Here is a 19,775-nt window from a genome sequence, read left to right as displayed (position 1 = left end):
CGGCGCGTGAGGGGTGGATCACTGGGCGTGGAAAGGGTTCCCGTACATATGGGGCATACCTCGGCGTTCCAGCGATGCACCGCGGGTGTCCCAGTCTTCATGATCAGGAGCGGAATGCTCGCTTCAGGTGCGTAATGTCTGCTTTGCTCATAGTACCTGCGAGCCTGAATTGACCTTTTTGACGGGCGGTTCGTGAGGAAACTCACATGCTCCCCATGAAGCCATCACGTCTTCTCGGGGAATGCGCGTGTCTAGCCTGACGCTTTACAAGGATGACGAATCCGACAAGCAGCGTCCGTCCCCGGCCCCCTGGTGCCGCCGGACGCCCGGACACGACAAGGGCGAAACAGCAGTGAAGACGATGATGTTCCGCAACATAGCCAACCCGCGCCGCACGACGCTGGCCCACCTCGGGGACGCCGGCGAGCTGGCGACGCCGGAGCTGCCGGAGCACGCCGTGGAGCTGCCCACCCGGACCGCCAACCCGCGCCGCACCATTCTGAACGAGCTCCCCGCCCAGGCCGTGCCCGCCGCCGCGGAGTGATCCCGCGGGGCCGCGCCGGACCCCCGGCGCCGGCTCCGCGCGGCCGCGCCGCACCGCGGCCGGAGAACCGCGTCGCGCACCGCGGCCGGAAAACCGCGTCGCGCACCGCGCGCGAACAATACGGACAGGCAGCCGCCCTCCGCCGCGTTAGCCTGGAGCGTCAGACTCCAAGCCAGCTCAGTGAGGGGCGTAAGGCACCCGTGCGCATCGCCAGATTCTCCATCGACGGCAACGTCGCCTTCGGCGCGGTCGAGGGGGACAAGCCGGACGAGCTCGTCCTCGACATCATCAAGGGCATCCCCTTCGCGGACTTCGAGCTCTCCGGCACGAAGGTGCCCCTGAGCAAGGTCCGGCTGCTCCCGCCCGTGCTGCCGAACAAGGTCGTGGCCTTCGGCCGCAACTACGCGGAGCACGCCAGGGAGCTCGGCAACGAGGTCCCCGAGGCCCCCTTCGCCTTCTTCAAGCCGTCCACCTCGGTGATCGGCCCCGGCGACGAGATCGCCTACCCCTCCTTCTCCTCCGAGGTCCACCACGAGGCCGAGCTGGCCGTGGTCATCGGCCGCATGTGCCGCGAGGTCCCGCGCGAGCGCGTCCAGGACGTCATCCTCGGCTACACCTGCGCCAACGACGTCACCGCCCGCGACGTGCAGCGCCGCGAGAAGCAGTGGGCCCGGGCCAAGGGCTTCGACACCTCCTGCCCGCTCGGCCCCTGGGTGGAGACGGACCTCGACCTCGCGGCCGCCTCCGACCTCACCATCCAGTGCACGGTCAACGGGCAGCAGCGGCAGCTCGGCCGCACCAGCGAGATGACCCACTCCATCGAGGACCTCATCGTCAACATCACCGAGGCCATGACCCTGCTCCCCGGTGACGTCGTCCTCACGGGCACCCCGGCCGGGGTCGGCCCCCTCAACGTCGGCGACGAGGTCGCCGTCACCATCGAAGGCATCGGCACTCTCACCAACAAGGTGATCAAGCGTGGCTAACGCGACCCCCCGCGTACGTTTCTGTCCCTCGCCGACCGGCAACCCCCACGTGGGCCTGGTCCGCACCGCCCTGTTCAACTGGGCGTTCGCCCGCCACCACGGCGGCACCCTGGTCTTCCGCATCGAGGACACCGACGCGGCGCGCGACTCCGAGGAGTCCTACGAGCAGCTGCTGGACTCGATGCGCTGGCTGGGCTTCGACTGGGACGAGGGCCCCGAGATCGGCGGCCCGCACGCGCCGTACCGCCAGTCGCAGCGCATGGACCTCTACAAGGACGTCGCGCAGAAGCTTCTCGACGGCGGCCACGCCTACCACTGCTACTGCTCCACGGAGGAGCTCGACGCCCGCCGCGAGGCCGCCCGCGCCGCCGGGAAGCCGTCCGGCTACGACGGCCACTGCCGTGAGCTGACCGCCGAGCAGAAGGCCGCCTACGAGGCCGAGGGCCGCGAGCCCATCGTCCGCTTCCGCATGCCCGACGAGGCGATCACCTTCACCGACCTGGTCCGCGGCGAGATCACGTACCAGCCGGAGAACGTGCCGGACTACGGCATCGTCCGCGCCAACGGCGCCCCGCTCTACACGCTGGTCAACCCGGTCGACGACGCCCTGATGGAGATCACCCACGTCCTGCGCGGCGAGGACCTGCTCTCCTCCACCCCGCGCCAGATCGCGCTGTACAAGGCGCTGATCGAGCTGGGCGTCGCCAAGGAGATCCCGGCCTTCGGCCACCTGCCGTACGTGATGGGCGAGGGCAACAAGAAGCTCTCCAAGCGCGACCCGCAGTCGTCGCTGAACCTCTACCGCGAGCGCGGCTTCCTGCCGGAGGGCCTGCTCAACTACCTCTCGCTCCTCGGCTGGTCCCTCTCGGCCGACCAGGACATCTTCACGATCGACGAGATGGTCGCCGCCTTCGACGTCGCGGACGTGAACCCGAACCCGGCCCGCTTCGACCTGAAGAAGGCCGAGGCGATCAACGCCGACCACATCCGCATGCTCGACGTGAAGGACTTCACCGAGCGCTGCCGGCCGTGGCTGCAGGCGCCGGCCGCCCCGTGGGCGCCGGAGGACTTCGACGAGGCCCAGTGGCAGGCGATCGCCCCGCACGCCCAGACCCGTCTCAAGGTCCTCTCGGAGATCACGGACAACGTCGACTTCCTCTTCCTGCCGGAGCCGGTCCTCGACGAGGCGTCCTGGACCAAGGCCATGAAGGAGGGCAGCGACGCGCTGCTCCGCACGGCCCGTGAGAAGCTCCGGGCGGCCGACTGGAGCTCGGCCGAGTCCCTGAAGGAGGCCGTCCTGGCCGCCGGCGAGGCCCACGGCCTCAAGCTCGGCAAGGCCCAGGCCCCGGTCCGCGTCGCCGTCACCGGCCGCACGGTCGGCCTGCCCCTCTTCGAGTCCCTGGAGATCCTGGGCCAGGAGCGGACGCTGGCCCGCATCGACAAGGCGCTGGAGCGGCTCGCCGCGTAGCGCGCACGGGGGGCGGTGGCCGTGGTGGGCCACCGCCCCCTTCGCGTACGCCCGGCGGTCACCCGGAGTTCAGCCTTCCGGCCGCCCCGCGCTCCCCGGACACCCGTTGGATGAGCCCGCACGCCCACGAGGCGCGTGTTCACCGTGTTCCAGGGGAGGGAAACGTGATCCGTTCACGAAGACTCGCCGCGGCGGCCCTCGGCGGCGCCGTGGTCCTGTCGTGCGCCGTGCCCGCCGGTCCGGCGCAGGCCGCGCCGGCCGCAGACGAGCCGGCCGCCACGGTCCAGCTGAACCTGTCCGCACCGAGCGAGATCCGGTACGCGTGGGCGGGGGCGTCCGGGTTCCGGTACTGGCTGCCGGGCAGCGGCTCGACCGCCACCCACTGGGCGGACTTCCCGGGAGCCGTCCCGCCGCCGCACGCGGGCCCCGACGACCCGGCCACCGGCACGGACGTCGTCACCACCCGCCCCACGGCCACGACCGTCCGGCAGGAGCACCGCTCCACCGGGGCCACCGCGACCGTCACCGTTCCCGAGGGCCAGACCTACCGGGCCGCGTCCGGCTGGAGCGTGCTCACCGAGGAGACGGGCACGCCCGGCGCGCTGCACGTCCTGCGCGCCGCCGCCGACGGCACCACCACGGACCTGCCGGTCACCGGGCTGCCGGCCGGAGCCGAGCCCACCGGCGCGTACGTTACGGGCGGTTCCGTCCGCCGGCTGGCCGTGGTCCACACGCTCGGCGGCGCGACCTCGGTGGGGCTCGTCGACCTCGCCGACGGCGTCTTCCGCCCGTATGTCACGGGCCTCGCCGCCACCCCGAGGATCGTCTTCAACGACCGCTGGCTGGTCGCCGGCGGCAGCGCCGTCCGCGTGGACTCCGCGCCCGGCACGGAGCCCGTCGCCGCACCGTCCCACGGCGGCCACGTGCCCCAGGCCGTGGTCGGCGACCAGCTGCTCTTCTCCGCCGACCCCGGTGAGCCCGTCTTCAACGGACCCCCCGACCTGGTGGCCGTCTCCCTCGCCACCGGCGCGCGGAGCACCGTCCTGAAGTCCTCGTACGGCGCCTTCGCGCCGACCCCGGACGGCGGCGCGCTCGCCACGGCGGGACCGTCGAGCGCGGACTGGCACGTGCACCGGATCACGCCCGCCGAGGACGGCGGCACCGCCGCCGCCGAGGTGTTCACCGTGCCCGCGGGCCGGGGCGCGATCCGGGGCCTGATGATGGCCGGCGGCGAGCTGCTGATGTACGGCAACGTCACCGATGTCGGGGGCAACGACGCGGTGCACGCCGTCCCGCTCGACCCGGCCGGCCGGCCCGCGGGGCCCCAGACGGTCCGCGCCCGGCCGGTGAACGTCTCGCCGTGCCTGGCGGGCGACGCGGCCTGCCCGCAGTTCGAGGCCCTCGGCGACGGCGGCTTCGCCTATCTGTCCACCGACGCCGCCGGCGAGGAGTCCCTCCACGCCGGCGGGCGGAAGCCGAACGCCTACGCCTACGCGGCCACGGGCGACGCCGGCGGCCGCATCGGCACCGGCACCGGCCGCTACGTGCTGTACAACGGCGGCACCCCGGGCGTGCAGAAGGTCGGCGACCTCCCGGACGGCACCGGCGGCACGATCGTCCTCAACCGCACCCGCACCGCCGCCGCGGTCTGGGGCCAGCGCCTGTGGACCCCCGGCACCGCCCCGGGCAGCGTCGTCGCCCACGACCTCAAGGCGAAGAGGAACGTCGCCACCGTGGACACCGGCGCGCCCTGCGTCCCCAGTGAGCTCCAGGCCGTGAACGCCTGGCTGTACTGGACCTGCGGCGCGGACGGACCCGCCGGGGTGTACGACCGCGCCACCGGCCGCGCCGTCGAGGTCCCGGCCGGCCGGGCCCGCCTCGCCGACGGCTACCTGGTGCGCGAGAACCGCGCCACCCACGAGCTGCTGCTCACGGACTTCCACACGGGCGCGGCGGTCACCCGCACCGCGGCCGTACTGCCCGCCCACGACCAGGACACCGGCGGCGACACCGGCCGCTGGACCGTCGACCGCTTCGGCGGCAACCTCGCCTACCGGGGCGACGGGGGACGGGTGGCGATCGTCACCGCCGGCGTCCCCACCTCGCCGCTGGCGCAGATGGAGGCCCGGACGGACGCCGTGCCCGGTCCCACGGCCGCGCAGCCCTGGCAACCGGTGTGGCAGCTCAACAAGCCCTCGACGTGGACGCTGCGGCTGACCGGCACGGACGGAACCGTCGTGCGCACCCTCACCGGCGCCTCCACCGCCGCCGCGGTCCGCCCTTCCTGGGACGGCACGACCACCGCGGGCGGCCGGGCCCCGCGCGACACCTACACCTGGCGGCTGACCGCCGAGCCCCGCGACGGGCAGGGGCCCGGCCTCCTGCTCACGGGCACGACCACGGTGAGCTGACCCTCCCGGCCCCGCCCGGTGCGGCGGTACCGTCGGACCGTGACGATCAGAGCCGTGGTCTGGGACATCGACGACACCCTCTTCGACTACACCACCGCCGACCGGGCCGGTCTGCGCGAGCACCTGGCCGCCGAGGGCCTGCTGGACGGATACGCCTCCGCCGAGCAGGCCCTCGTGCGCTGGCGGGAGATCACCGAGCAGCAGTGGCTGCGGTTCTCGGCGGGCGAGACCGACTGGGAGGGGCAGCGCCGCGACCGGGTCCGGGTCTTCACCGGCGAGACGCTGACCGACGCGCAGGCCGACGCCTGGTTCGACCGGTACATCGGGCACTACGAGGCCGCCTGGGCGCTCTTCCCCGACGTACTGCCGGTTCTGGACACCCTCGCGGGCACCCACCGGCACGCGGTCCTGTCCAATTCCACCCTGCGCAACCAGGACCGCAAACTGCGGATCCTGGGCGTGCGGGACCGCTTCGAGGCCGTGCTGTGCGCCGCCGAGCTCGGCGTCCACAAGCCGGCCGCCGAGGCCTTCCACGCGGCCTGCGAGGCCCTGGGACTCCCCGCCCACCAGGTCGCCTACGTCGGGGACCACCCGTCGATCGACGGACAGGGGGCCGCCGACGCCGGGCTCTTCTCCGTCTGGATCGACCGCGCGGGCGCGGCGGCCCCCGCCGGCGCCGCTCGGCGGGGGCCGGAGGGGAGGCGGGGCCCCGCCGTGCCGCACCGCATCGCCTCGCTGGCCGAACTGCCCGCACTGCTCCGGGCCGATACCCGTTTTGGAGCGCCGTCCACCTTCGGGTAATGTTCTTCCTGCGCCGCCCGAGAGGGCCGAGAGGTCCGGCAGGGAAGCGCAGCGGAACAAGACCCTCACCGAGGGTTGAGTCCCGATGGCCTATGGTGTAATTGGCAGCACGACTGATTCTGGTTCAGTTAGTCTTGGTTCGAGTCCAGGTAGGCCAGCTCGCAGAGCTCATCTGCACCGCAGAGTCCTCTCTGCAAAGCCCCCGTTGTGTAGCGGCCTAGCACGCTGCCCTCTCAAGGCAGTAGCGCCGGTTCGAATCCGGTCGGGGGTACAGATCCTTCCCGCGAGGGCGGTTCGGGTAGCTCCCGCCGATCTCGATGCAGGATCGCTAGGGCCCCCGTTGTGTAGCGGCCTAGCACGCCGCCCTCTCAAGGCGGTAGCGCCGGTTCGAATCCGGTCGGGGGTACAAACTGGTCTAAACCACATTGGTCTATGGTGTAATTGGCAGCACGACTGATTCTGGTTCAGTTAGTCTAGGTTCGAGTCCTGGTAGACCAGCTCGGATCTGCGGCGTTGTATATCAGACGCGTGCAAGATCCTCGCCCCCGTTGTGTAGCGGCCTAGCACGCCGCCCTCTCAAGGCGGTAGCGCCGGTTCGAATCCGGTCGGGGGTACAGCACAGGAAGGGCCCCTCCCTCGGGAGGGGCCCTTCCTGCTGTCCGTGGCCGTCCCGCCCCCGCCGGACCGCCGGTGCGGCTCCTCGTCGCACTCGGGCCCGCTCCGTCCCGCCCTCCTCCTCCCTGTCGCGGTCTTGCTCGGGGAGCGCCGCCGTCCCATCATGGATAGTGGAACTATCCAACATGGGGCGAGGATCACGGAATGGGGGACGGCCATGGGGAGCAGGCCGATCCAGGGGCGTACGACCGCCGCGAGCGAGGAGGGAGTGGTCGTCTTCCTCATCGGGATGCGGATCAACAGCTTCGCCGCGGTGCGCAGTTGGTGGCCGGTGGCCAGAGCCATGGGGCCGATGGTCGAGGAGCTCACGCGCGACCGGGACAGCGGCCTGCTCGGGTGCAGGACCCTGCTGGGCGGAGCGCGGGAGGTCCACCTGGTGCAGTACTGGGAGTCGCAGGAGAAGCTCCTCGCCTACGCGAGCGCGCGGGACAAGGAGCACCGCCCGGCGTGGGCGGCCTTCAACCGGCGGCTGCGCGAGGGGAGGGGGAAGGTCGGCTTCTGGCACGAGACGTACGTCGTGCCGGCCGGATCGCACGAGTCGGTCTACGTGAACATGCCCGCGTCGGGGCTGGGCGGGGCCACCGGGGTCGTCCCCGTCGGCCGGCGGGGCGACCGGGCGGCCGAGCGGCTCAGGGACTCCTGAAGCGGGCCCGAGGGCGGCCCGCAGCGGGTCCGCCCTCCGCCGGACTCTGCCGGGAGGGGCCGCCGCGGCGTTGAGGCGGGCCCTCCCGGAGGCGTACGGGGGAGTGCGGGTGCGGGTGGTGGTGTGCGGCCGGGGCGTCAGCCCGTGCGGCGCAGGGCCTCGGAGAGGCGGGCGGCGGCGTCGATGACCGCCTGGGCGTGCATCCGGCCCGGGTGGCGGGTCAGGCGCTCGATCGGTCCGGAGACCGAGACGGCCGCGACCACGCGGTTCGACGGGCCCCGCACGGGCGCGGAGACGGACGCCACGCCCGGCTCGCGCTCGCCGATGGACTGGGCCCAGCCCCGGCGCCGCACGCCCGACAGCGCGGTCGCCGTGAAGCGGGCGCCCTGCAGGCCGCGGTGCAGCCGCTCCGGCTCCTCCCAGGCCATCAGGATCTGGGCCGAGGAACCGGCCTTCATCGTGAGGGTGGAGCCCACCGGCACCGTGTCCCGCAGGCCCGACAGGCGCTCCGCGGCGGCGACGCAGATGCGCATGTCGCCCTGGCGGCGGTAGAGCTGCGCGCTCTCGCCCGTCACGTCGCGCAGGTGGGTGAGGACCGGGCCCGCCGTCGCCAGCAGGCGGTCCTCGCCCGCCGCGGCGGCCAGCTCGGCCAGGCGCGGGCCGAGGATGAACCGGCCCTGCATGTCGCGCGCCACCATGCGGTGGTGTTCCAAGGCCACGGCCAGCCGATGGGCCGTGGGTCGTGCCAGTCCGGTCGCCGCGACCAGGCCCGCGAGGGTGGCCGGACCGGACTCCAGTGCGCTCAGGACAAGGGCTGCCTTGTCCAGAACGCCGACGCCGCTACTGTTGTCCATGCAACGATACTCGCGTCTCACTCTGTGAAACGCAAGTTCAATTTTCCGTGGAACTTGCCACTCTGTACGGACAGCGGCCCGTGGACCGACGGGCCCTTCGGCGGGCGCCCCATGACGAGGGGTACGGGCGACGCCGTCTTCGACATCTCTAGTTGGGCCGGCGCCGTACGGGGCCGGTCGGAGGGAAAGCGATGGGTAGGACACTCGCGGAGAAGGTCTGGGACGACCACGTCGTCCGGCGCGCGGAGGGCGAGCCCGACCTTCTCTTCATCGATCTGCACCTGCTGCACGAGGTGACCAGCCCCCAGGCCTTCGACGGCCTGCGGCAGAACGGCCGCACGGTGCGCCGGCTCGACCTCACCATCGCCACCGAGGACCACAACACCCCCACCCTCGACATCGACAAGCCGATCGCCGACCCGGTCTCGCGCGTCCAGCTGGAGACGCTGCGCAAGAACTGCGCGGAGTTCGGCGTGCGCCTGCACCCGCTCGGCGACGTCGAGCAGGGCGTCGTCCACGTGGTGGGACCGCAGCTGGGCCTGACCCAGCCGGGCACCACCGTGGTCTGCGGCGACTCGCACACCTCCACCCACGGCGCCTTCGGCGCCCTGGCATTCGGTATCGGCACCTCCCAGGTGGAGCACGTGCTGGCCACCCAGACGCTGCCGATGGCCCGCCCGAAGACGATGGCCATCACCGTCGACGGCGAGCTGCCCGAGGGCGTCACCGCCAAGGACCTGATCCTGGCGATCATCGCGAAGATCGGCACCGGCGGCGGCCAGGGCTACGTCCTGGAGTACCGCGGCCCGGCCATCGAGAAGCTCTCGATGGAGGCCCGCATGACCATCTGCAACATGTCGATCGAGGCCGGCGCCCGCGCGGGCATGATCGCCCCCGACGAGACCACCTTCGCCTACCTCAAGGGCCGCCCGCACGCCCCCGAGGGCGCCGACTGGGACGCCGCGGTCGAGTACTGGAGGACGCTGCGCACCGACGACGACGCGGTCTTCGACGCCGAGGTCGTCATCGACGCCGCCGCCCTCTCCCCGTTCGTCACCTGGGGCACCAACCCGGGCCAGGGCGCGCCGCTTTCGAGCGCGGTGCCCGACCCGGCCTCCTTCGAGGACGCCTCGGAGCGCCTGGCCGCCGAGAAGGCGCTGGAGTACATGGGCCTGGCCGCCGGCCAGCCGCTGCGCGAGATCGCCGTGGACACCGTCTTCGTGGGCTCCTGCACCAACGGCCGCATCGAGGACCTGCGGGCCGCCGCCCAGGTCCTGAGGAACCGCAAGGTCGCCGACGGCGTGCGCATGCTCGTCGTGCCGGGCTCCGCGCGCGTGGGCCTGCAGGCCGTCTCCGAGGGCCTGGACGTGGTCTTCAAGGAGGCCGGCGCCGAATGGCGGCACGCGGGGTGCTCGATGTGCCTGGGCATGAACCCCGACCAGCTGGCCCCGGGCGAGCGCTCCGCCTCCACCTCCAACCGCAACTTCGAGGGGCGGCAGGGCAAGGGCGGCCGCACCCACCTCGTCTCCCCGCAGGTGGCCGCCGCCACCGCCGTGCTGGGCCACCTGGCCTCGCCCGCCGACCTGACCGACGCCCGTACGCCCGCTGGAGTCTGAGACGTCATGGAAGCATTCACCACGCACACCGGCCGGGCCGTCCCGCTGCGCCGCAGCAATGTCGACACCGACCAGATCATCCCCGCCCACTGGCTCAAGAAGGTGACCCGGGACGGCTTCGAGGACGGGCTGTTCGAGGCCTGGCGCAAGGACCCGGAGTTCGTGCTCAACCGGCCCGAGCGCCAGGGTGCGACCGTGCTGGTCGCGGGCCCGGACTTCGGCACCGGCTCCTCGCGCGAGCACGCCGTCTGGGCGCTGCAGAACTACGGCTTCAAGACCGTGATCTCGTCCCGGTTCGCCGATATCTTCCGTGGCAACTCGTTGAAGAACGGCCTGCTCACCGTGGTCCTCGACCAGCAGGTCGTGGACGCCCTGTGGGAGATCGTCGAGAAGGACCCGCAGGCGGAGATCACCGTCGACCTCCAGTCCCGCGAGGTGCGCGCCGAGGGCGTCACCGCCTCCTTCGAGCTGGACGAGAACTCCCGCTGGCGGCTGCTGAACGGCCTCGACGACATCAGCATCACGCTGCAGAACGAGCAGGACATCGCCGCGTACGAGGCGAAGCGCCCCTCCTACAAGCCGCGGACCCTCCAGGTCTGAGCACCACGGGCTGATTCCAGCCACGCGCGACAGGCTCCGGTACCCCCAATCGTGGACGGTTGGGGGTACTTCCGTGTGCGCTCCCGGACCGGCCGGAGCGCCATCGAAAATGGCCTCAACTGCCCTTGTTTGACGGACGCTTGTATGGGTAGCCATCCGGTGGCGCGGCGGTCCCCGCACGGGTGCGACGGGCTTGCGCGAGGCGGCAGTTGCCCCCTGCGCAGGCGACAACTCGCCCCAGATGGCACAATCTGTGCATGGAACGCGATGGCCAACTCGAGCTCTACGCGGTGGTCGCGTCCCAGCTCAAGGAAGCGCACAGAAAGGTGCGCGCACTGCAAGTCCCGGAGGGCGTACGGATGGCGCTGACCCGGAAGCTGCTGGTCATTACGGCCGCGGCCAAGCACGATCTCGCCGGTGCGACCAGGCGTCTGGAGCGGTTCACGCGCGACCTCGACGAGGGCCGAATCCCTTCAGAGGAACGCTGAGGAACTTCTCGGCCACCCCAGTTCGTTGCGGCACAAGGGTGATTAGCCCGTTTCGTGTTTGATTTGCGGTATATATCTGCCTAACGTGCGAAAAAGCTTGAACACATTGTTCTGGCAATGTCTCCGAAGGGGAAGACGTGAACAAGGCGCAGCTCGTAGAAGCGATTGCCGACAAGCTCGGCGGCCGTCAGCAGGCCGCCGACGCGGTGGACTCCGTCCTGGACGCCATCGTCCGCGCAGTGGTCGCGGGTGACCGCGTCTCGGTCACCGGCTTCGGTTCTTTCGAGAAGGTCGACCGTCCTGCTCGTTACGCCCGCAATCCGCAGACCGGTGAGCGCGTCCGGGTCAAGAAGACCTCCGTGCCCCGCTTCCGCGCGGGTCAGGGCTTCAAGGACCTGGTGAGCGGCTCGAAGAAGCTCCCGAAGGGTGGCGAGGTGGCGGTCAAGAAGGCGCCCAAGGGCAGCCTCTCCGGCCCGCCGCCCACCATTGCCAAGGCCGCCGGCAAGAAGGCCGCCACCAAGAGGACGACGGCGGCGGCCGCGAAGAAGACCACGGCGACGCCGGCGAAGAAGACGACCGCCACGGCGAAGAAGGCCACGCCGGCGAAGAAGACGACCGCCACGGCGAAGAAGACCTCGCCGGCGAAGAAGACGACGGCCACGGCGACGGCGGCGAAGAAGACCACCGCCACCGCCAAGAAGGCCACGCCGGCGAAGAAGACCGCCACCACCGCCAAGAAGACGGCGGCGAAGAAGGCTCCCGCGAAGAAGGCGACGGCCAAGAAGGCCCCCGCCAAGAAGTCGGCGGCGCGCAAGACGACCGCCAAGCGGACCGCCTCCCGCTGAAACCGCCGGGGCCGTACGGCCTCCGCACCCAGGTCGACCACACGCGCCGGGCCGGGCTCCCCCTGGGGAGCCCGGCCCGCGGTGTGTCCGGAGCCGCGGAGGGCCGCTCAGAACGTCTGCAGCGTCACCAGCGTGATCCGGCGCGCCCCGCCCTCGCCCTCGGTCTCGATCCGCACCCGCTGCCCGGGGCGCAGCAGCCGCAGCCCGCCCGCGTCGAACGCCGGGGCGCCGAAGGGCACCGGGGTGCCGTCGTCGAGCAGCACCTGTCCGCTGCGGGTCTCGGGGTCGTACGTGTACGCGGTCGCCTGCATGGGGCCAGCCTACTGACCGCCCGGATCACCGCCGCGGTTCCGCTCGCCGGCCGGCACCAGGGTGCCGTGCCGGTCGCCGACCGCCGTCCCCGCCTCGGGCGCGGTGCCGGCCCCTGGCTGCCGGCCCGCTCCCCGACCGCCGTGCCGATTCGCCGGACGCGTGCCGGCCTGCCGGACGTCCGCGCCGCCGGCCGGTCGTGCCGGTCCCCGGACGCCGTCCCGGTCCCCGGGCGTGGTGCCGGTTTCTGGTGGCCGGTCCGTTCGCCGTGCCGGGCCGTCGGCCGCCCGGACCGCCGTCCGCCGTCCGCCGCCCCGGCGTCCGGATCACCGGCCCGCAGGCCGCGTCACTGGCCGGGGATGAGGAGCCCGGCGGTCGCCGCCGCCGTGCGCGGGCCCACGCCGAGGGCCAGCGCCGCCCGCAGGTCGGCACCGGTGTCCACGTCCTGGCGCACGGAGTCCACCCCGTCCTGGCCCAGCTCCACGGCGCCCGAGGCGCGGTGCCGGACCCGGGAGCCGGTGCCGAAGGCCGGCCGCAGCTCCTGGTGCGGGCCCGCCGCCAGCAGGGTCGTGCCGACGCCCGCGGCGTCCGGCAGGAAGGCGCGCGGGAACTCCGCCGCCGCGTCCAGCACCCGGGCCAGTTCGTACGGGCGCAGCGCGGGCAGGTCGGCGTTGAGCGCCGCCACCGCGCCGGCCGGACGGGCGGCGCGCACCAGGGCGGCCGCGTGGGCCAGGGCCGCGTTCAGACCGCCGGCCGGCTCGTCCGGGACGACGCGGGCGCCCAGCGCCGCCAGCTCGCGACCCGCGCGGGCGTCGTCCGTGACGACCGACACATCCCGTACCGCCGCGCAGGCGAGCGCGGCCGCCACCGTGTCCTGGGCGAAGGCGAGGGCGAGTCCCGGGCGCATCCCGTCGTCGGCGGTGTCCGCCAGCCTGCTCTTGGCCCGGGCCAGGGCTTTGAGCGGAATGACCAAGGTCCACTGCACGCCGGTTCCGTCCCTCCTCTGTCGTCCCATTGTGACCCGCCCGCGGGTCCGCCCGACCGCTCGCACCCGCGACCGCCCGGGGCCCCGGACGCCCGCACGGCGTGCCCGGGGACGGGCGGGCGTACGGTGTCCTCGACAGAGAAGCAACCTGGGGCGACACTTGTGCGACCCCCAGGCCCTGGAGGAAGGTGTCCGCGTGCCCCGCCGCAGAATCGGCTTCTGGTACCGCTTCGCAGCGGTCATCTGCAAACCGCCGCTGGTGGTTCTGCTCAAGCGGGACTGGCGTGGAATGGAGCACATTCCGGCCGAGGGCGGATTTATCACCGCGGTGAACCACAATTCCCACGTGGACCCGCTCGGGTACGCGCACTATCAGTACAACACCGGACGCGTTCCGCGGTTCCTCGCGAAGAGCGGCCTTTTCAAGAAGGGATTCGTCGGGGCGGCGATGCGGGGCACCGGGCAGATCCCGGTGTACCGCGAGAGCACCGACGCGCTCAGCGCCTTCCGGGCCGCGATCGAGGCCGTCGAGCGCGGCGAGTGCGTGGCCTTCTACCCCGAGGGCACCCTCACCCGCGACCCCGACGGCTGGCCGATGACGGGCAAGACCGGGGCGGCGCGCGTCGCCCTGCAGACCAAGTGCCCGGTCATCCCCGTGGCCCAGTGGGGCGCCAACGAACTGCTGCCGCCGTACGCGAAGAAGCCCTCCCTCCTGCCGCGCAAGACGCACCACGTCCTGGCGGGCCCGCCGGTGGACCTCTCCCGCTTCTACGACAAGGAGATGTCCCCCGAGCTGCTGAAGGAGGCGACCGAGGTCATCATGGCCGCGATCACCGCCCAGCTGGAGGAGATCCGTGGCGAGAAGGCGCCCGCCACGCCCTTCGACCCGCGCCAGGCACGGATCGAGCAGCGCCGCAGGACCCAGGCCCAGGCGCAGGGCAGGGGACGCACCGCGGTGCGGGCCGCGACGGACGACGCACGGCGGGGACAGGAGCAGGGCAAGTGACGACAACCGGCAAGCCCGTGAAGGCGGCCGTCTTCGGCACCGGCTCGTGGGGCACGGCCTTCGCCATGGTGCTCGCCGACGCCGGGTGCGACGTGACGCTGTGGGCGCGGCGCGCGGAACTGGTGGAGGCGGTCAACTCCGGGCGGACCAACCCCGACTACCTGCCGGGCATCGAGCTGCCCCGGACCGTGCGCGCCACCACCGACCCCGCCGAGGCCGCCGCGGACGCGGACTTCACCGTGCTCACGGTGCCCTCGCAGACGCTGCGCGGGAACCTCGCGGACTGGGCGCCGCTGCTGGCCCCGGACACCGTGCTCGTCTCCCTGATGAAGGGCGTCGAGCTCGGCTCCGCGATGCGGATGAGCGAGGTCATCGAGGACGTCGCCAAGGTGGGCGCGGACCGCGTCGCGGTCGTCACCGGGCCGAACCTGGCCCGGGAGGTGGCCGCGCGCATGCCGGCCGCCGCCGTGGTGGCCTGCGCGGACGAGGCGGTCGCCCGGCGGCTGCAGGCCGCCTGCCACACGCCGTACTTCCGCCCCTACACCAACACCGACGTGGTGGGCTGCGAGCTCGGTGGCGCCGTCAAGAACGTGATCGGCCTCGCCGTCGGCATCGCGGACGGCATGGGCCTCGGCGACAACGCGAAGGGCTCGCTCATCACGCGCGGGCTCGCCGAGACCACCCGTCTCGGCCTCGCCATGGGCGCCGACCCGCTGACCTTCTCCGGTCTCGCGGGCCTCGGCGACCTGGTGGCGACCTGCTCCTCGCCGCTGTCGCGCAACCACACCTTCGGCACCAACCTCGGCAAGGGCATGACCCTGGAGGAGACCATCGCGGTCACCAGACAGACCGCCGAGGGCGTCAAGTCCTGCGAGTCCGTGCTGGATCTGGCCAGGCGCCACGGCGTCGACATGCCGATCACGGAGACGGTCGTCGGCATCGTCCACGAGGGCAAGCCGCCGGTCGTCGCCCTCAAGGAGCTGATGTCGCGCAGCGCCAAGCCGGAGCGGCACTGACGGCTGCGTCCCACGGACGCCGTACGAACGGCGTGTGGGGCGCTGCCCGAACCCTTGGCCAACGGGTAGTCTCATCGCGTTATGAGCACCGAGAATCTGCCCCAGAGCGCCGATCAGCAGCCCCGCAAACCGCGTGTGGCCGTCGTGTTCGGCGGCCGCAGCTCCGAACACGGGATCTCCGTGGTCACCGCCGGCGCCGTCCTGCGCGCCATCGACCGGACGAAGTACGACGTCCTGCCGATCGGCATCACCCGGGACGGCCGCTGGGCCCTCACCGCCGACGACCCGGAGCGGATGGCGATCCTCGACCGCAGGCAGCCCGACGTCGAGCAGCTCGCGGAGTCCTCCGAGGGCGTGGTGGTGCTCCCCGTCGACCCGGCCAGCCGCGAGGTCGTCTACAGCGAACCGGGCTCGGTCCCCAAGGCGCTCGGCGAGGTCGACGTCGTCTTCCCGGTGCTCCACGGCCCCTACGGCGAGGACGGCACCCTGCAGGGCCTGCTGGAGCTGTCCGGCGTCCCCTACGTCGGCTCGGGCGTGCTCGCCTCGGCGGTCGGGCAGGACAAGGAGTACATGAAGCGGGTGTTCACCTCCTTCGGGCTGCCCGTCGGCCCGTACGAGGTGATCCGCCCCCGGGAGTGGGAGAACGACCGGGCCGCGGCGCGGAAGAAGATCGTCGACTTCGCCGGTGAGCACGGCTGGCCGCTCTTCGTGAAGCCCGCGCGCGCGGGCTCGTCGATCGGCATCACCAAGGTCGACTCCTTCGAGGGCCTCGACGAGGCGATCGAGACCGCCCGGGCCCACGACCCGAAGATCATCGTGGAGGCGCTGCTGCGCGGCCGCGAGATCGAGTGCGGCGTGCTGGAGTTCGCGGACGGTCCGCGCGCGAGCGTGCCCGCCGAGATCCCGCCGGTGCAGTCCCACGACTTCTACGACTTCGAGGCCAAGTACATCGACTCCGCCTCCGGTCTCGTGCCCGCGCCGCTCACCGAGGAGCAGACCGCCGAGGTGCGGCGGCTGGCCGTGGCGGCCTTCGAGGCGGCCTCCTGCGAGGGCCTGGTGCGCGCGGACTTCTTCCTCACCGAGGACGGGTTCGTGATCAACGAGATCAACACCATGCCCGGCTTCACGCCCATCTCCATGTACCCGCGCATGTGGCAGGAGAGCGGCGTCAGCTACCCCGAGCTGGTGGACCTCCTGGTGCAGGCGGCCCTGAGGCGGACGACCGGGCTGCGCTGAGCGCCCGGCCCCGGGAGCTGAGCGCCCGCTCCCGGGGCGGAGCGCCCGCGGTGTCAGTCGGCGATCCCCTCGGGGATCGCCTTCTTCACGGGCTGCGCGAGGTCGGTGAGCGGGCCGAGCCCCTTCGAGGCGAGCTCCTTCGGCAGCGTCACCTCCACATAGGCCCGGCGCAGCGCCGTGGTGAAGCGGAACGAGCCGTCGTCGCCCTCCTCCATCAGCCAGCCCACGCCGTTGACCTCGATGCTGTCCGTGTCCTTCGCGAGCATCCCGGCGGGCCGGGGCACCCCGCAGCGCAGTATGATCGCCGGGCTTCCCCAGGCCGCGGTCAGCGCGGACCGGGGTTCGGGATCGTTCCGGCCCAGGCCGTCCACCTCGTCGGGCAGTCGCTCGTCCAGGTTCCGGCACAGCCCGGCGGCCTCCGCGCCCGGGCTGGGAACCGCGGCCGAGGGAGTGTCGTCCATCGAGGAACAGCCCGCGGCGACGGGCAGCAGGACGAGGGCGCAGAGCCCGAGGACGACGCGGTACCGGTGGCGCACAGAGGTCACCGGCCCAGGGTAGACGGGGGCTACAGGTGCACGACCGGGCAGGTCAGGGTACGCGTGATGCCGTCCACTTGCTGGACCTTGGCGACCACCATCCGGCCGAGCTCGTCCACCGTGTCGGCCTGGGCGCGCACGATCACGTCGTACGGCCCGGTGACGTCCTCGGCCTGTATCACCCCCGGCAGTTTGCTGATCGCGTCGGCGACGGCCGACGCCTTGCCGACCTCCGTCTGGATCAGGATGTACGCCTGTACCACGGAACCTCCAGGGCGGCCATGAGGATCATGCGGGGAGAAGGGACGCCACGGTATCGCGTCGCCGCTCGCCGGGGGGAGACCCGCGGCGGCCGTGGCGTGCGCACCGCCGCGCACCGGCCGCACGGGCGGCACGGACGGCACGGCGCTACGGTCGGTCCGACCGCAACCAGGGCAGTGACGGCTCGCGACCGCACCGAGGGCGGCACCCACCCCCGGGCGCAGGCAGGAACAGAAGGGGACGCACGAAGATGAAGGGAACCGTGGGAGAGCTGGGGGAGTTCGGGCTCATCAGGGAGCTCACCTCCCGGCTCACCACCACCCCGGCGGTCCGCGTCGGGCCGGGCGACGACGCCGCCGTCGTGGCCGCCCCCGACCGCAGAGTGGTGGCCAGCACCGACATCCTCCTGGAGGGCCGGCACTTCCGCCGCGACTGGTCCACGGCGTACGACGTCGGCCGCAAGGCCGCCGCGCAGAACCTCGCGGACATCGCCGCCATGGGCGCCGTGCCGACCGCGCTCCTGCTCGGCCTGGTCGTCCCCGCCGAGCTCCCCGCCACCTGGCCGGTCGAGCTGATGGACGGCCTGCGCGACGAGTGCCAGGTCGCCGGGGCCGCCGTGGTCGGCGGCGACGTCGTGCGCGGCGACACCATCACCGTCTCCATCACCGCGCTCGGCGACCTGCGCAACCACGAGCCGGTCACGCGCTCGGGCGCCCGGCCCGGCGACGTGGTCGCCGTCACCGGCTGGCTCGGCTGGTCCGCGGCCGGGCACGCGGTGCTCTCCCGCGGCTTCCGCTCACCGCGCGCCTTCGTCGAGGCGCACCGGCGCCCCGAGCCGCCCTACCACGCGGGCCCCGCGGCCGCCGGGCTCGGCGCGACGGCGATGTGCGACGTCAGCGACGGGCTGATCGCCGACCTCGGGCACATCGCCGAGGCCAGCAAGGTCCGTATCGACGTGCGCTCCGGCGCCGTCGACATCCCCTCGCAGATGCACGACATCGGGCAGGCCGTCGGCGTCGACCCCATGCAGTGGGTGCTGACCGGGGGAGAGGACCACGCGATCGTGGCGACCTTCCCGCCGGACGTGAAGCTGCCCGCCCGCTGGAAAGTGATCGGCGAGGTGCTGAACCCCTCCGCCCTGCCGCAGGTCACGGTCGACGGGGCGCCGTGGACCAGCAACGGCGGCTGGGACCACTTCGGGGACATCGAGTCATGAGCACCGCGGACCACGGGGAGGGCGGCGCCGCGGGCGCGCCCCCGAGGGTGCTGACCGTCGCCGGGTCCGACTCCGGGGGCGGCGCCGGCATCCAGGCCGACCTCAAGACGATGCTGGCGCTCGGCGTGCACGGCATGAGCGTGCTCACGGCCGTCACCGCGCAGAACTCGCTCGGCGTCCAGGGCGCCTGGGAACTGCCCGCCGAGGCGGTGCGCGCGCAGTACCGCAGCGTCGTCGACGACATCGGCGTCCAGGCCGTCAAGACCGGCATGCTCTCCTCGGCGGAGCTCGTCGAGACGGTCGCCGGGCTGGTCGCGGGCACGGACGCGCCCGTCGTCGTCGACCCGGTCGGCGTCTCCAAGCACGGCGACCCGCTGCTGGCCGCCTCCGCGCTCGACGCCGTCCGCACCCGGCTGCTGCCGGCCGCGACCGTGGTCACGCCCAACCTCGACGAGGTGACACAGCTCACCGGCGTACGGGTGGAGACCGAGGACGGGATGCGGCGCGCGGCCGGTGCCCTGCTCGCCTTCGGGCCCGCCTGGGCGCTGGTCAAGGGCGGCCACCTGAGCGGCGACGCGGTCGACCTGCTCACCGACGGCTCGGCCGAGCACTGGCTGCGGGCGCCCCGCCTGGACAACCGGCACACCCACGGCACGGGCTGCACCCTGGCCTCGGCGATCGCGTCGCGGCTCGCGCTCGGCGACTCCGTGCCTCAGGCCGTCGCCGCGGCCAAGGAGTACGTCACCGGGGCGATCGCCGCGGGGTTCGCGCTCGGCGGCGGGATCGGGCCCGTGGACCACGGGTGGCGGTTCCGGGCCGAGGGCGCGTAGCCGGCAGTAGCCGGCAGGCGGCGGAACGGCGCGCGTGCGGCGCGGTCCCGGCGGACCGCGCCGGCCCGCCGTCCCCTACGGGCGGCGGCGCGCGGGCACAGCAAAAAGCCGGCCCACCGAGGTGGACCGGCTCCTGCAGCGAACCAGCAGTGGCCGCGCGCTAGCTGTCGTCAGCGCGAGACCTTGCCGGCCTTGATGCACGAGGTGCAAGCGTTCACGCGCTTCGGCGTCCCGCCGACCACGGTGCGCACGCGCTGGATGTTCGGGTTCCAGCGACGGGGCGTACGGCGGTGCGAGTGCGAGATGTTGTTGCCGAAGCCCGGCCCCTTGCCGCAGACGTCGCAGTTGGCAGCCACGGGTCACTCCAAAGACTTCAGATGCACTTACGGATAATCCCGGCATGCCGGGAGTGGGATCTGTGATCCCGGTGGCGGTGCCGAGGGAAAAGG

General features: G+C 72.6%; 21 protein-coding genes and 5 tRNA genes. 20 read left to right on the top strand and 6 right to left on the bottom strand.

Annotation, left to right across the window (positions count from 1 at the left end; translation table 11 throughout):
* The first annotated feature begins 364 nt into the window (after positions 1–364).
* The 11 genes from IE271_RS16395 (at position 365) to IE271_RS16345 (ending at position 7,528) form a co-directional block, all read left to right on the top strand.
* The gene (locus IE271_RS16395) at positions 365–544 is read left to right on the top strand and encodes a hypothetical protein (RefSeq protein WP_190191127.1); all 180 of its coding nucleotides are present in this window, start codon (positions 365–367) and stop codon (positions 542–544) included.
* Positions 545–744: 200 nt separating this feature from the next.
* Positions 745–1,530: a fumarylacetoacetate hydrolase family protein gene (locus IE271_RS16390; RefSeq protein ID WP_190191051.1), complete on the top strand. Its 786-nt coding sequence runs from the start codon at positions 745–747 to the stop codon at positions 1,528–1,530.
* Complete coding sequence (gene gltX / locus IE271_RS16385; RefSeq protein ID WP_190191050.1) at positions 1,523–2,998, top strand: glutamate--tRNA ligase; 1,476 nt, start codon at positions 1,523–1,525, stop codon at positions 2,996–2,998. Before IE271_RS16390 ends, gltX begins: the two co-directional genes overlap by 8 nt.
* 164 nt (positions 2,999–3,162) lie before the next feature.
* Positions 3,163–5,409, top strand: coding sequence for a flagellar hook assembly protein FlgD (locus IE271_RS16380; protein ID WP_190191049.1), 2,247 nt, complete (start codon positions 3,163–3,165; stop codon positions 5,407–5,409).
* Positions 5,410–5,448: 39 nt separating this feature from the next.
* Entirely contained in the window at positions 5,449–6,210 is a 762-nt protein-coding gene (locus IE271_RS16375; protein WP_190191048.1) for an HAD family hydrolase, read from the top strand.
* A gap of 86 nt (positions 6,211–6,296) precedes the next feature.
* A tRNA-Gln gene (locus IE271_RS16370) sits at positions 6,297–6,368 on the top strand.
* A 40-nt stretch (positions 6,369–6,408) separates the two neighbouring features.
* Positions 6,409–6,481: transfer RNA gene (locus tag IE271_RS16365), tRNA-Glu, on the top strand.
* Positions 6,482–6,543: 62 nt separating this feature from the next.
* Positions 6,544–6,616 (top strand) — tRNA-Glu (locus tag IE271_RS16360).
* A 20-nt stretch (positions 6,617–6,636) separates the two neighbouring features.
* Positions 6,637–6,708 (top strand) — tRNA-Gln (locus IE271_RS16355).
* A gap of 43 nt (positions 6,709–6,751) precedes the next feature.
* Positions 6,752–6,824 (top strand) — tRNA-Glu (locus IE271_RS16350).
* Positions 6,825–7,042: 218 nt separating this feature from the next.
* On the top strand, positions 7,043–7,528 hold the full coding sequence (locus IE271_RS16345) for a DUF4188 domain-containing protein (protein ID WP_190191047.1): 486 nt from the start codon (positions 7,043–7,045) through the stop codon (positions 7,526–7,528).
* Between the two features lie 137 nt (positions 7,529–7,665).
* On the opposite strand, the gene ndgR is transcribed toward IE271_RS16345, so the two are convergent.
* Positions 7,666–8,382 (bottom strand): IclR family transcriptional regulator NdgR, encoded by a 717-nt coding sequence (ndgR, locus tag IE271_RS16340; protein WP_015036427.1) that lies wholly within the window; start codon positions 8,380–8,382, stop codon positions 7,666–7,668.
* 191 nt (positions 8,383–8,573) lie between these two features.
* Between ndgR and leuC the strand changes: the two genes are divergently transcribed.
* The 4 genes from leuC to IE271_RS16320 all read left to right on the top strand — a co-directional run bounded on the left by leuC (position 8,574) and on the right by IE271_RS16320 (position 11,931).
* The gene (leuC, locus tag IE271_RS16335; RefSeq protein WP_190191046.1) at positions 8,574–9,998 is read left to right on the top strand and encodes a 3-isopropylmalate dehydratase large subunit; all 1,425 of its coding nucleotides are present in this window, start codon (positions 8,574–8,576) and stop codon (positions 9,996–9,998) included.
* Positions 9,999–10,004: 6 nt separating this feature from the next.
* Complete coding sequence (gene leuD / locus IE271_RS16330; protein ID WP_190191045.1) at positions 10,005–10,598, top strand: 3-isopropylmalate dehydratase small subunit; 594 nt, start codon at positions 10,005–10,007, stop codon at positions 10,596–10,598.
* A 257-nt stretch (positions 10,599–10,855) separates the two neighbouring features.
* Complete coding sequence (locus IE271_RS16325; RefSeq protein WP_190191044.1) at positions 10,856–11,086, top strand: SCO5555 family protein; 231 nt, start codon at positions 10,856–10,858, stop codon at positions 11,084–11,086.
* A gap of 137 nt (positions 11,087–11,223) precedes the next feature.
* Positions 11,224–11,931: an HU family DNA-binding protein gene (locus tag IE271_RS16320; RefSeq protein ID WP_190191043.1), complete on the top strand. Its 708-nt coding sequence runs from the start codon at positions 11,224–11,226 to the stop codon at positions 11,929–11,931.
* A 107-nt stretch (positions 11,932–12,038) separates the two neighbouring features.
* Here the strand turns inward: IE271_RS16320 and IE271_RS16315 are convergent, their stop codons facing one another.
* Together IE271_RS16315 and cofC are read right to left on the bottom strand one after the other, a co-directional pair.
* Positions 12,039–12,242: a hypothetical protein gene (locus IE271_RS16315; RefSeq protein WP_190191042.1), complete on the bottom strand. Its 204-nt coding sequence runs from the start codon at positions 12,240–12,242 to the stop codon at positions 12,039–12,041.
* Positions 12,243–12,586: 344 nt separating this feature from the next.
* The gene (gene cofC / locus IE271_RS16310) at positions 12,587–13,225 is read right to left on the bottom strand and encodes a 2-phospho-L-lactate guanylyltransferase (protein ID WP_190191041.1); all 639 of its coding nucleotides are present in this window, start codon (positions 13,223–13,225) and stop codon (positions 12,587–12,589) included.
* A gap of 196 nt (positions 13,226–13,421) precedes the next feature.
* On the opposite strand from cofC, the gene IE271_RS16305 reads away from it, so the two are divergent.
* The 3 genes from IE271_RS16305 (at position 13,422) to IE271_RS16295 (ending at position 16,483) form a co-directional block, all read left to right on the top strand.
* Positions 13,422–14,231, top strand: coding sequence for a lysophospholipid acyltransferase family protein (locus IE271_RS16305; protein WP_190191040.1), 810 nt, complete (start codon positions 13,422–13,424; stop codon positions 14,229–14,231).
* Positions 14,228–15,247, top strand: a complete 1,020-nt coding sequence (locus tag IE271_RS16300) for an NAD(P)H-dependent glycerol-3-phosphate dehydrogenase (RefSeq protein WP_190191039.1) — start codon at positions 14,228–14,230, stop codon at positions 15,245–15,247. Before IE271_RS16305 ends, IE271_RS16300 begins: the two co-directional genes overlap by 4 nt.
* Before the next feature lie 81 nt (positions 15,248–15,328).
* Positions 15,329–16,483 (top strand): D-alanine--D-alanine ligase family protein, encoded by a 1,155-nt coding sequence (locus tag IE271_RS16295; RefSeq protein ID WP_190191038.1) that lies wholly within the window; start codon positions 15,329–15,331, stop codon positions 16,481–16,483.
* A gap of 53 nt (positions 16,484–16,536) precedes the next feature.
* On the opposite strand, the gene IE271_RS16290 is transcribed toward IE271_RS16295, so the two are convergent.
* Both IE271_RS16290 and IE271_RS16285 read right to left on the bottom strand, forming a co-directional pair.
* Positions 16,537–17,028, bottom strand: a complete 492-nt coding sequence (locus IE271_RS16290; RefSeq protein WP_190191037.1) for a DUF3515 domain-containing protein — start codon at positions 17,026–17,028, stop codon at positions 16,537–16,539.
* Between the two features lie 20 nt (positions 17,029–17,048).
* A complete protein-coding gene (locus tag IE271_RS16285) occupies positions 17,049–17,282 on the bottom strand; it encodes an Lrp/AsnC family transcriptional regulator (protein ID WP_190191036.1) in 234 nt (77 codons plus the stop codon).
* 248 nt (positions 17,283–17,530) lie between these two features.
* On the opposite strand from IE271_RS16285, the gene IE271_RS16280 reads away from it, so the two are divergent.
* Together IE271_RS16280 and thiD are read left to right on the top strand one after the other, a co-directional pair.
* Positions 17,531–18,496, top strand: a complete 966-nt coding sequence (locus tag IE271_RS16280; RefSeq protein WP_190191035.1) for a thiamine-phosphate kinase — start codon at positions 17,531–17,533, stop codon at positions 18,494–18,496.
* On the top strand, positions 18,493–19,326 hold the full coding sequence (thiD, locus tag IE271_RS16275; RefSeq protein WP_190191034.1) for a bifunctional hydroxymethylpyrimidine kinase/phosphomethylpyrimidine kinase: 834 nt from the start codon (positions 18,493–18,495) through the stop codon (positions 19,324–19,326). Before IE271_RS16280 ends, thiD begins: the two co-directional genes overlap by 4 nt.
* Before the next feature lie 170 nt (positions 19,327–19,496).
* Here the strand turns inward: thiD and rpmB are convergent, their stop codons facing one another.
* Entirely contained in the window at positions 19,497–19,682 is a 186-nt protein-coding gene (gene rpmB / locus IE271_RS16270) for a 50S ribosomal protein L28 (protein WP_004924906.1), read from the bottom strand.
* Between the last annotated feature and the right edge of the window lie 93 nt (positions 19,683–19,775).

The organism is Streptomyces minutiscleroticus (assembly GCF_014650875.1).
Lineage (GTDB): Bacteria > Actinomycetota > Actinomycetes > Streptomycetales > Streptomycetaceae > Streptomyces > Streptomyces minutiscleroticus.
The sequence above is the reverse complement of the archived record's forward strand: the minus strand, read 5'-3'. Positions and strand labels throughout refer to the sequence as shown.

What these genes read in the sequence shown, in the direction of transcription:
- IE271_RS16395 (WP_190191127.1), top strand. Translation starts at nt 365, where the DNA reads ATGTTCCGCAACATAGCCAACCCGCGCCGCACGACGCTGGCCCACCTC.
- IE271_RS16345 (WP_190191047.1), top strand. Translation starts at nt 7,043, where the DNA reads ATGGGGAGCAGGCCGATCCAGGGGCGTACGACCGCCGCGAGCGAGGAG.
- ndgR (WP_015036427.1), bottom strand. Translation starts at nt 8,382, where the DNA reads ATGGACAACAGTAGCGGCGTCGGCGTTCTGGACAAGGCAGCCCTTGTC.
- leuC (WP_190191046.1), top strand. Translation starts at nt 8,574, where the DNA reads ATGGGTAGGACACTCGCGGAGAAGGTCTGGGACGACCACGTCGTCCGG.
- leuD (WP_190191045.1), top strand. Translation starts at nt 10,005, where the DNA reads ATGGAAGCATTCACCACGCACACCGGCCGGGCCGTCCCGCTGCGCCGC.
- IE271_RS16325 (WP_190191044.1), top strand. Translation starts at nt 10,856, where the DNA reads ATGGAACGCGATGGCCAACTCGAGCTCTACGCGGTGGTCGCGTCCCAG.
- IE271_RS16315 (WP_190191042.1), bottom strand. Translation starts at nt 12,242, where the DNA reads ATGCAGGCGACCGCGTACACGTACGACCCCGAGACCCGCAGCGGACAG.
- IE271_RS16295 (WP_190191038.1), top strand. Translation starts at nt 15,329, where the DNA reads ATGAGCACCGAGAATCTGCCCCAGAGCGCCGATCAGCAGCCCCGCAAA.
- IE271_RS16280 (WP_190191035.1), top strand. Translation starts at nt 17,531, where the DNA reads ATGAAGGGAACCGTGGGAGAGCTGGGGGAGTTCGGGCTCATCAGGGAG.
- thiD (WP_190191034.1), top strand. Translation starts at nt 18,493, where the DNA reads ATGAGCACCGCGGACCACGGGGAGGGCGGCGCCGCGGGCGCGCCCCCG.